Source organism: Desulfovibrio intestinalis (assembly GCF_014202345.1).
Taxonomy (GTDB): domain Bacteria; phylum Desulfobacterota; class Desulfovibrionia; order Desulfovibrionales; family Desulfovibrionaceae; genus Desulfovibrio; species Desulfovibrio intestinalis.
This window is the reverse complement of sequence record NZ_JACHGO010000005.1, coordinates 61,051-72,189: the sequence shown is the minus strand read 5'-3', so window position 1 is coordinate 72,189 and position 11,139 is coordinate 61,051. Positions and strand designations below refer to the sequence as shown.

At 50.7% G+C, this 11,139-nt stretch carries 9 protein-coding genes; 4 read left to right on the top strand and 5 right to left on the bottom strand.

The features are described 5' to 3' along the window. Nucleotides 1-102: 102 nt before the first annotated feature. The 4 genes from HNQ38_RS08740 to ychF all read left to right on the top strand — a co-directional run bounded on the left by HNQ38_RS08740 (nt 103) and on the right by ychF (nt 3,004). Nucleotides 103-759, top strand: coding sequence for a FlgO family outer membrane protein (locus HNQ38_RS08740; RefSeq protein WP_246388072.1), 657 nt, complete (start codon nt 103-105; stop codon nt 757-759). 14 nt (nt 760-773) lie between these two features. After that, complete coding sequence (locus tag HNQ38_RS08735) at nt 774-1,115, top strand: hypothetical protein (protein WP_183719520.1); 342 nt, start codon at nt 774-776, stop codon at nt 1,113-1,115. An 8-nt stretch (nt 1,116-1,123) separates the two neighbouring features. Next, nucleotides 1,124-1,738: a FlgO family outer membrane protein gene (locus tag HNQ38_RS08730; protein WP_183719518.1), complete on the top strand. Its 615-nt coding sequence runs from the start codon at nt 1,124-1,126 to the stop codon at nt 1,736-1,738. A 162-nt stretch (nt 1,739-1,900) separates the two neighbouring features. Next, nucleotides 1,901-3,004: a redox-regulated ATPase YchF gene (gene ychF, locus HNQ38_RS08725; protein ID WP_183719516.1), complete on the top strand. Its 1,104-nt coding sequence runs from the start codon at nt 1,901-1,903 to the stop codon at nt 3,002-3,004. Between the two features lie 287 nt (nt 3,005-3,291). Here the strand turns inward: ychF and HNQ38_RS08720 are convergent, their stop codons facing one another. From HNQ38_RS08720 to HNQ38_RS08700, 5 genes are all read right to left on the bottom strand, one after another. Beyond that, a complete protein-coding gene (locus HNQ38_RS08720) occupies nt 3,292-5,319 on the bottom strand; it encodes a methyl-accepting chemotaxis protein (RefSeq protein WP_183719514.1) in 2,028 nt (675 codons plus the stop codon). A 600-nt stretch (nt 5,320-5,919) separates the two neighbouring features. Continuing rightward, the gene (locus HNQ38_RS08715) at nt 5,920-7,854 is read right to left on the bottom strand and encodes a methyl-accepting chemotaxis protein (protein WP_246388071.1); all 1,935 of its coding nucleotides are present in this window, start codon (nt 7,852-7,854) and stop codon (nt 5,920-5,922) included. A gap of 610 nt (nt 7,855-8,464) precedes the next feature. Beyond that, nucleotides 8,465-9,214 carry an RNA methyltransferase gene (locus HNQ38_RS08710; RefSeq protein WP_183719510.1) on the bottom strand — a complete coding sequence of 250 codons (750 nt, stop codon included), beginning with the start codon at nt 9,212-9,214 and terminating at the stop codon, nt 8,465-8,467. 1 nt (nt 9,215) lies between these two features. Beyond that, on the bottom strand, nt 9,216-9,821 hold the full coding sequence (locus HNQ38_RS08705) for a DUF456 domain-containing protein (RefSeq protein WP_183719508.1): 606 nt from the start codon (nt 9,819-9,821) through the stop codon (nt 9,216-9,218). A 9-nt stretch (nt 9,822-9,830) separates the two neighbouring features. Next, entirely contained in the window at nt 9,831-11,129 is a 1,299-nt protein-coding gene (locus HNQ38_RS08700) for a phenylacetate--CoA ligase family protein (RefSeq protein WP_183719506.1), read from the bottom strand. Between the last annotated feature and the right edge of the window lie 10 nt (nt 11,130-11,139).

Genomic DNA, 11,139 nt, shown 5'->3' with positions numbered 1-11,139 from the left:
AGTTTATCGCTCAGAAGCCGATAAGTACAACAGAACACTACTGAGGTTATTATGCACGGGTTATTGCGTCTCCTACTTATATGCTTCCTTGCGTTGCCCCTGATGCCCGGCTGCTCTAAAGCACCGGCTACCGCTAATGATCCCGGCTATATTGACGCCGTGGAATTGAAGCTTAAATTTCGTGAACTGGCTGACCAGATGCTCGCTACCATGCCCAATGACGCGTTGCAGGGTGTTATTGCCATGCCCACGTCTTTTGTGGATGAAAACAATACGTCCCGATCTTCTCCGTTGGGCAGACTTATGGGCGAAGCGATGTTTTACGAATTCAATCAGCGTGGGTTTCCTTCACGCGAGTATCGCCTGACAGGAAATATCACCGTGGTGGGTGGACGTGACGACCTGGCCCTCATTGAAAATGCCGTCATTCCAGCAGGTCAGAAATGGGCCGCTTTGGTAGTGGGCACATATTATGTGGATAAGGATGCCACCTTCGTCAATGCCCGCCTGGTTCGTGCCACGGACGGGCTTGTTATGCGCACAGGGCAACTTGTGTTGGTGAATACTCCCATTGTGGCCCGTATGGGCAAAACAGACCCGCCAGCGCCCAAACCTGCCCCAGTGCAGAATACCAGTTCAAGCGTGGCTTCGGCTTCATCGGCAAAGCCCTCCGGGCAGCGTGGAGGCCTCTATCCTTCGCTCTATACCCCGGCCAACTCCATCACCAGCGGCAGCGTTAACATCAAACAGGGCAAATAATGCCGGATGCAGTCATGTGCTCTACCCTACGCTTTACAGTAATTGTTTTTCTTGCTTTGGCAGCAGGGCCTGCCCTGACTTTAAGCTCACACGGACTGCGGGCCACTGCCCAGAATATTTCTTCGTATGACGGTGCGCCAACCCAAGCTACGCGCACGGCCAAATCGACCAATCAAGGGCCGGATATCAGCGCGAAATATTTGAAACAGGCCCGCGCGTACCGCGATCAGGGGCGTTACGAACTGGCCCGCCAGTCTTATGCTCAGGCTCTTTCCACTTGCCGCTCTGCCGAGGAGCTGGCTGTTATTGAAAAAGAAATGGGCGGCATTGAACTTTTGCTGCGCACCATGCGTTGAGGACCATCATGAGCCGTTTTATTACCGTTCTTCTCGTTCTGGTGGCACTGCTTTTGCCACTCACTGCCGCAGCCGCTGGCAACGTGCCTACTGCGGCCACAAGAATAGCCCGCCAGCTGGACGAGCAGTTAATGATGCGCTACGCCGGAACTGACCCACAGGTAAGTAAAAAAGAACAACAGGCTGTGGCTCGCGCCAATATAATGATTATGGGCACCACCCCTGCCAATCTTAACGATCTGAATGAAGCTTCGCCCCTGGCGCGGCAGATGATGGAAGAAGTATCGCGCTGGCTCATCAATGCCGGCTATCGTTTTCAGGAATTGCGCAAGGGCCGTGACATCTATTTTGACAGAAAAAAGGGTGAATTTATTCTCACCCGCGACGTTAACCGTCTGGCCAGCAGAGTGGGAACCAGTCAGGCAATTATGGCTGGCACCTATGTTGTCAGTGGCGAACAGGTACGGTTCAACATCCGGCTGATACACACCACCAGCAATGAAGTTCTGGCTATGGGCTCGGGAACAGTGCCCATTACCGATGATCTTTTGCCGCTCCTGCGTGATCCGTCCCCCGGCGGCAAGGGAGGAGTCACTCCTACTGTGAACACTCGATTGCAGTAAGTTTTCTTGCTTCCGCTACACTTTCTGTCTATAACAGGCCCGGCTTGGTACACGCTGCCGGGCTTTCAAGCCTTAATATTTCGCTGCGCGGGTCTCTAACAGCCCGCGCGGCTTCGTTATTCCTTTCAATGCAAGAGCGCTTGCCGCAATTCAGGAGAAAGCATGGCCCTTAGCATAGGTATCGTCGGTCTGCCCAACGTGGGCAAGTCCACCCTTTTCAATGCCCTTACCAAGGCCCAAAACGCCCAGGCCGCCAACTATCCGTTCTGCACCATCGAGCCCAACAAGGCTACGGTAGCAGTACCCGACAAGCGCTTGCAGGACTTGACCAACAAGGCCAAACCGCAAAAAACCATCAATGCCAGCGTGGATTTTATTGATATTGCCGGGCTTGTCAGAGGCGCCAGCAAAGGCGAAGGACTTGGCAACCAGTTTTTGGGCAACATTCGCGAATGTGCGGCCATTGTGCATGTGGTGCGCTGTTTTGAAGATGAAAACATCACTCATGTGGACGGCAACGTTGATCCCCTGCGCGATGTAGACACCATCGAAACCGAACTTTTGCTGTCAGACCTGCAAAGCGTTGAAAAACGCTTGGAACGCCTGCAAAAGATGGCCAAGACCAACAAGGATGCCAAGGCGACGGCAGAAATCATGCAGACCCTGCTGGCCCATCTGAATGACGGCAACGCTGCACGCAATTTTTCTCTGCCCGACAGCAACGAAGCCTTTATGACTTCCTGGCGCGAACTGGGCCTGCTGACAGCCAAGCCCGTTATTTATTGTGCCAACGTGGATGAAACTGCTGTGGCCGATGGCAATGCGTTTGTAGAAACACTTAAAGCATTCGCCGCTGAACGCCATGCGGGCTTTGCCTGTATTTGCGCCAAACTTGAAGAAGAATTGCAAGGCCTCTCCGATGCGGAGCAGGCAGAAATGCTGTCTTCCTACGGTATTGACGAAAGCGGCCTTGTGCGCATCATCCGCACTGGCTACGAAACTCTTGGTTTGTGCAGCTACTTTACGGTAGGCCCCCAGGAAGTGCGCGCCTGGACCATCCACGTTGGCTGGAAGGCCCCTCAGGCAGCCGGAGTTATTCACACCGACTTTGAACGTGGATTCATTCGTGCCGAAGTCATCTCCTATAATGACTATATGAGCCACGAGAATGAAGCTGCATGTCGTGCCAGCGGAGTGTTGCGCGTTGAAGGCAAGGAATATGTGGTCAAAGACGGAGACGTCGTACACTTCTTGTTCAACGTCTAGAACAGGTCAACTCTGAGTTATCATTACGCTGAAAAACGCAATTTTCGGCGTAATCCGCACAGTGTTGCGGCGTGCTGCACTCTTGTGCAGCATTAGAGCTTTAAGTTTTTTAAGTTAACATGCTCTAAATCCAGGCATTCTGCCTGTGCAGGGCACACAGTGCTTTAGCAAATGCCCTTTAGGCCCTACTGGCTTGCGAGCAAAGACCGCGCCTCTTCCAGTTACTTGAATTGAAAAGCCCTCCCGACACAGTCGAGAGGGCTTTTTGTTCAACTTGGGTATTGAGTTTATGCTCTCTTCATATGCTCTATGAGCTCCACCAGACTATGTGCCTGCTTGCGCAGAGCTTCCAGCTCAGTCATGGCCAGCTGCATGGATTCTGCCGTGGTGGCGGCAATATGATTCACGTCAGCGATGGACCTATTGATTTCCTCGCTGGTGGCAGACTGCTGCTCACTGGCAGTTGCGATAGCCCGCACTTCGTCGGCGGTTTGATCCACCATACCCACTATTTCCTGAAGAGCTTCACCGGATTTGTTGGAAAAATCCGTTGCCGTGGCGATATTGCGCACAGCAAGGTCAACCTCATTGATACTCTGTGAAGCGCTTTGCTGAATAGAGGCAATGGCGTTGCCCACATCAATGGTTGAGGTCATAGTTTTTTCAGCCAACTTGCGTACTTCGTCGGCTACCACGGCGAAGCCTCGTCCTGCATCGCCAGCTCTGGCGGCTTCAATGGCCGCGTTGAGCGCCAACAGGTTGGTCTGGTCAGCAATATCAGAAATGACGCTCATAATCTGGCTGATGGCCTTGGCATGCTCGTCAAGCTGCGTCATGCCACCCTTAAGCGCCAGAGATTGCCGCTGTACTTCCTGTATGCCGCTTACGGCTTTGGATACGACTTCGGAGCCAGCCTGAGCCTTCAGCTTGGCAGAAGCAGAAACGTCTGCCGCTCCCCCTGCATTTTTAGCCACCTCAAGCACGGTAGAATTCATTTCTTCCATAGCAGTAGCGGTTTCAGCCAGTCTGGAAACAGCATGACTTAACGCGCCGCCAGTATTGTCTACCTGCTCGGCAATGTCGTTGATGGAGGAGTTAAGGCTTTCAACCACACCTTCAATTTGGGCGGCGGCACTTACCATGCCATCTCGCTTGGCTATTTCAGCCTGGGCTTGAGCCTGTTTGGCCTCTTCCATTGCCTTATGAGCTTCTTCGCCCATCAGGCGGGCCTGTTCGGCCTGTTCGGCTGATTCCTGAACCAGTTTGCGCAAATTTTCTTCCATATGGCGCAGAGCATCAGCCAACTGCCCCATGTCGTCCTTGCTATATACATCAAGCGTCAAATTCTTCTGGCCATCAGCCACTCCCAAGGCATAGCGGGTTATCTTACCCACTGGAGCACTGATCCGAAGTCCAAGAATGACCGAAAGGGTAAGCTGTACAAACAACAAGGCACAGCCAACCATAATGGCCTTATTAATGGCTTCGCGCTCAAGCTGCTGCAACACGTCTATGGGCATACCCACAAACCACATGCCAATAGCTTGACCGTGTGCGTCGTTAACTGGCCAATACGCAGAGTTATAATCAACACCCAAAATAGTATTGTGGGTAAAACAGGTTTCACCCTTATTAAGTACGGCATCAATAATTTCAGGAGATTGAAGCTTGGTGCCTACCGCGCGCTGGCCATCCTTCATGATGGTGGTCATGATTCGCGTATCACCCTTGAAAATGGTGACATTCAGACCAGACATATGCTTGAGCCAGTCAAGATAGGCTGGCGCAACCAAAGAAGTGCCAATAGATATGCTGCCAACTACCCGCCCTTCATACACCACGGGCTGGCTTGCCCTGATGGTAAAGGGCACCACAGTGCCCGCCACCACAGCTGCGGCTGGCTGCCCTTTAAGGGCCATGACCACAGTTTCCTGATTGGTGACACTGTCATTGTATTTGTCGGAATGGCCGCGTGCTATGACTTTACCCGTCTCGTCCGTGATGGTCATAAAATCAGAGCCAGCCATTTTCATCGCTTTCTTGCCGAGCTCCATAGACAATTCGTGATTTTTGTCGGCAATGGCACGAACGAAATTGTCTTCATCAGCGATGAGAGCCGCGCTTTGCGCAAAACGGTTGCGAGTCATCTCGTTGGCTTCCATGATGACGTTCTGCATACGGCGTATGCCCTTATCCAGTTCGTCTTCAATCGGCACCTTCATGAAGTAGATGGAAACAAAGAGCACTACTCCACAACAGGTAATCAACGCTCCAAACAGCGAACCCACATACTTGTGTGTGAGCGTTATGCGCATGCTCCCTCCTTCAACAAAAAGTTACATTTCAGCGAGATAACCATCATTGATATGTACCTCCTGCCACGCGACAGGTTACAGCCTCACAGAGCCGGAAACCGACATAATGGCCCCCGCCTTATGCCTGCTTCATCCCCATTCCGATAATCTGTGGCCAGCCTCCATACAGGCAAGCCCAGACACATCGAAATCAATGCTATGTAGTGCTCTTCGGTAGGAATTTAAAATCAAATAGAGTTGGAATGCAAATCAAGTTTTCACATAATCGAAAAATCTACTGTGTCATATTTTTAAATTAGTTAATTATATCATTATATTAAAAATACAAACAAATTTATTTATATTCGACAACTAGAACTTATCCATATTACTCGACAATTAAAGTTTTTAATTACGGTAAGTTAACGTAAAATTTCCAAATCTGCCCAGTTGTGAAAAAAATATTTTTTCAACTATCACGCAAATATTCCTATCGTTATCATCAGCTATTTCACTCAAAATTTGTCATTGGTTGCTGCGTGATAGTCGTTATGAAAAACGGCGACCCGAAATTTCAGGCCGCCGCATGTTATATGGTGCGTCAAAGCAGATCTAAAATCATCAATCTTTCATGGTTTCCACCAATTTCACGAGGCGATCTGTCTGAAGCCGTAATTCATCAAGTTCACGCAGTGCCACCTTCATTGATTCCGAAGTATTACCGGCAATGTAGTTAACGTCATTGATGGATTTGCTGATTTCAGTGGTGACTGCTGATTGCTGCTCACTGGCGGTAGCGATGGCGCGCACTTCGTTCGCGGTCTTGTCCACCATACTGACAATTTCCTGAAGAGACTGGCCAGATTTATTGGAAAAATCCGTTGCGATGGAAATATTGGCCGCAGATTGATCCACCTGTTGCATACTTTGAACTGCGCTTTTTTGAATGGCTGTAATGGCATTGCCAACATCTGTAGTTGAAGCCATCGTTTTTTCAGCAAGTTTGCGAACCTCATCAGCCACCACAGCAAATCCCCGGCCAGCATCTCCGGCGCGGGCGGCTTCAATGGCGGCGTTAAGAGCCAACAGGTTTGTCTGGTCCGCAATGTCCGAAATAACCGCCATAATACGGCTAATTGCCTTGGCATGCTCATCAAGCTCTGCCATACCGCTTTTCAGACTCAACGACTGTTGTTGCACTTCCTGTATGCTGGCCACAGCCTGTGAAACAACATGGGCCCCGGTATCGGCCCTCTCACGCGCAGCATCTGAAATATCAGCAGCCTCGCCCGCATTCTTTGCTACAGCCAGTACTGTGAAACTCATTTCTTCCATAGCAGCAGCCGTTTCAGCAAGGCGCTTCACCGCCTGGCTTAGAGCAGCATCGGTATTTTCCACCTGCTCGGCAATATCCGTGGCAGAGCTATTGAGTTTTTCAGCAACATCTTCAATACGCGCGGCAGCACTGGCTATGCCGTCATGCCGCGCCTGCTCCGCCTTTAATCGGGCCTCTTCCGCGTCTGACATGGCCTGTTGCGCTTCTTTACCAAGTATTTCGGCTTCTTTTGCCTTTTCGCCTGCTTCCTGAACCAGAGACCGCAAGTTCTTTTCCATAGAACGCAGGGCGTCAGCCAACATACCCATATCATCCGCGCTGTGCACCGTAAGCGTCGCATCTTTTTTACCATCGGCAACATCCAGTGCATACCGGGTAATTTTGCGAACTGGGGCACTCACGCGCAATCCTACCACAACAGAAATACAAAGCTGCACGGCTAGCAAGGCAGCTGCCGTGCCCGCAGCCATGCGAATGCCCTGGTTCTCGAGCCGCTTCAATTCATCTATAGGCGAGCCTACAAACCACATACCCACAATTTTACCGTCTGCAGCTTTTACTGGCCAATACGCAGACTGAAAAGAAACGCCAAGAATGGAATTTTGTATGAATACCAGTTCACCCTTTTCCAGCACGGCATCGAGAACTTGTGGCGAATCCAGCACAGTGCCTGCCGCACGTTTGCCATCAGTCATAATAGTAGTCATGACTCGTGTATCGCCTTTAAAAATGCTCACATCGGCTCCAGCAAGTTTGCTCAGCCAATCCAGATAGACCGGAGTAGTAAGGGACACACCGATGGAAATTGTGCCAACCAGGCGACCTTCAAAAAACACGGGCTGTGAGGCACGCAAGGTAAACGGATTGAGAGGCCCCGTGACGACAGCCTGAGCAGGTACGCCCTGCATGGCTTTGGCCACAGTCTCCTGCTTGGCAATGCTATCGCCAAACTTGCTTTCGGCATGCCCGCGCGCAATGACTTTTCCTTTGGCGTCAGTAACAGACATGAAGTCCGACCCGGCCATCTTCATAGCCTTTTCAGAAAGGCTGAATACTATGGAGTGATTATTATCGGCCATAGCCCGAGCGAGTGTTTCATCTGCAGCAATGAGGGCGGCATTTTGCGCATAGCGGTTGCTAGTTAGTTCATTGGCCAACTGTACCACGTTTTGCATCCGCCGGATGCTATTGTTCAACTCTTCGCCAATAGGTTTCTTCATATAATATATTGAAACAAACAATACGACAACGCAGCAGGTTATAAGAGCCGCAAAAAGAGAACCAACATATTTATGAGTCAGAGTTAAACGCATTAGCCGCTCCTCATGCCTTTGCATGTTTGTTTGTGTTCCTTACAACTGTAAAAAACTCCCGAAACAAGGCAGGGTAATCTCATGAAATATTTTTAACCGACTTGTTATATTGACTAAATCAATACAACAAAAACAAATATTTCATGTGAACGCCATCATTATCAGACATTCATTCTGTAGACTTTTAATGCCATATCGGAGGCATGAGATAATTTATTATAGAGATCTGTATTTAATATATGAAATAGAGTCAAAAGGATAGAAAAAAACATACAAAAAACCCACGATGGAAGAATTTCCTCTATCGTGGGTAAACTACAAGTGTAGTAAAATAAACAAAAAATAGAATATAAAATTGGTCAGTTAGAGCGTTTTAATATTGAAAAACTAAACGCTTTAATCCTGCACGTTCATGCAACGTGGCGCAACGCACCGTGAATCTTGCCGAAATTTGCATCTTTTGGCAAAATGCCAACTTTGAAATGCAAACTTTTCAAATTTATCAGCAAGTTGCAGATCAGCCAAGTTTGTGGCGCACCTGCCTGCAAAGTCCCATCAGCGCGTCGTACTCGTGCCTTCTCAATTCAGCCCGGGTAAAGAGACGACGCCAAGGCATAAGAAAATACTCTGGGTTATCGCCATGTAAGTAATCGAGCCGCAGCAACATATCTTTCAGCGACTCCATCAGGCGCTCTTGCTCTGCAGCTGTGGCTAATTTGCCACCACTCCGGTTTTCGCCCGAAGCCCCCTTTTCTTTTCTCTGGCAGTTGCGCACGGCATTAGCGCATTCGTATAAAAGCAACAGCACGGCCTGAGCCAAGTTAAGCGAGCTTGCCGCCGGATCCGTGGGGATGGTTACAAGCTTGTGACAATGCGTGATTTCTTCATTGTTCAAGCCCCTGTCTTCCGGCCCAAAAACCAGCGAGACTCTTTCACCACGGGCCAACACTTCAGCAATTGCTTCAGCAGCCTGACCAGGAGACAGCAATGATTGCCGCCACCCGCCTACGCGTGCAGTGGTTCCTACAACAAGGGCTGTAGGCGCGACAGCTTGCGACAAATCGGCACAGACATTCACGCTATCCAGTAAATCTTGTCCCTTGGGCGTAGCGAGGGGCCGGGCTTTTTCCCTGTCCCACCGCTCGGGGTCTACGAGGTGCAGGGATGAACATCCCATATTGACGCAAGCCCTGGCCGCCATGCCTATATTTTCAGGAAAACGTGTTTTGACCAGAACAACATCAAGGCCATCAAGCAATAAAGCCATGTCAGCACAAACCTCCCACCAGGGCCATGACCAGCTGAAGCGGTCCTTCGGGTGCTGCTGGCAGCATCTCAACAGGAGCTTTCGGCCAGATACGGCTGGCAGCCAGAGCCAGCATGGCTCCTCCAATTCCGCATTTGCACACAGTGCCCAAAAAACGGCCAACCATCGCCCCGAAAGCAGCGTCAAGCGACTCACGAAGTGGGCGGCCTTTGAGCATTTCCATAATAAAGCAGCCTATCCATGCGCCAGCAACTGCGCCTATAAGAGCCCCCAGGCCAAAGAAGAGCGGCGCCAGTAAAATGGCCCCAGCAATAGCCCCAATCATACCTGCAAAAGTTCCTGATGAACTGGACCCGTAGCGCTTGGCCTTGATGATCTGCATGCCAAGCTCAAGAGCTTCACCAACAAGAGCCAAGCCCACCATCATAACCCAAAACCAGATATTCATGGATTCTGAAGCAGGATGCGCCATTTTCCATAAGGCCACCAGCCCCAGCATTACCCAGTTGGCGGGCAGACCAAAAACATTGAGCACAAGCACAAAGCACAGCAATGTGATGAATGCGCCCGCCAGCAGGCTTGCCAAGGGAAAAGGCAAAAAATCCATATAGGTGACCTATTTTTTAGCGCGCAGATCTTGCAGTCGCACAGCCTTGCCTTCGGTACGCGGCAGGCTGTTGCTCTGAACAAGCTCAACCTTTGGCGTAATAAGGATTTCATCGCGTAGCCGCTGGGCAATGCTTTTTTGCAGATTTTGCAATGCGCGCATGTCTTCAACAAAGAATTCATCCCGCACTTCAACTTGCACACGCATGACATCGCCAATGCCATCATTTTCCAGCAGAATAAGATAGCTTTGCCCCACTTCGGGGAAGGTCATGATGACCTGCTCTACCTGCATTGGATAAACGTTGACGCCCTTGATGATGAACATGTCATCCGAGCGGCCAAGAATACGGTCCATACGACGGTGCAGGCGTCCACAACCGCATTCACCGGGAATAAAGCGGGTGAGATCGCGGGTGCGGTAACGCAAAATGGGCATTCCCTGACGGCAAAGACACGTCATGACCAGTTCGCCCACTTCACCGTCAGGAACCGGCTGGCAGGTTTCAGGATCAATAATTTCTGGAATATAGGCGTCTTCCCACAAGTGCATGCCGCTCTGTTCAAGGCATTCAAAAGCCACACCCGGGCCGTTCATTTCAGACAAGCCGTAGGAATTGTAGGCTTTCATATCAAAAAGGCCTTCTATGCGGCGGCGGAATTCTTCTGTGTAGGGCTCTGCGCCAACAAGGGCAACACGCAATGGAAACTCGCGCGGGTCTTCGCCCATATTGCGCAGATGTTCACCCAGAATAAGCGCGTAGGACGGCAAAATATGAGCGACTGTCGTGCGAAAGTCTTTGGCCAGCTTGATCTGCCGACGCGAATTGCCCGCACCTGCGGGAATGGTCAGACACCCAAGACGCTCAGCGCCAAAGTGGATACCAAGCCCCCCGGTGAAGAGGCCGTAGCCCGACATATTCTGAAAAACGTCTTCGCGGCGCACGCCAACCATGTGCATGCAGCGGGCCATAAGGTCAGCCCACGAATTGATGTCGTTCTGTGTATGGCAGATGGCCACAGGCGACCCTGTGGTTCCACTGGAACAGTGCATGCGCACAATTTCCGTTTGAGGCACGCTCAGCATACCCGTTGGATACTGGGTACGCAGATCTTCCTTGGTAGTGAAGGGAATGCGGCGCAAATCGTCCAGGCTGCGCAAAGAATCGGGGCCGATCCCGGCCTCGTCAAGCCGCTGGCGATAAAAATCGCATTTGCGCGCCTGCCCTACCGTATTTTTCAACCGGACAAGCTGTGTTTCCTCAATGCGTTCCCGGCTCCACAATTCCGCGGGATCAAAAACTTCCATGCCCTTTCCT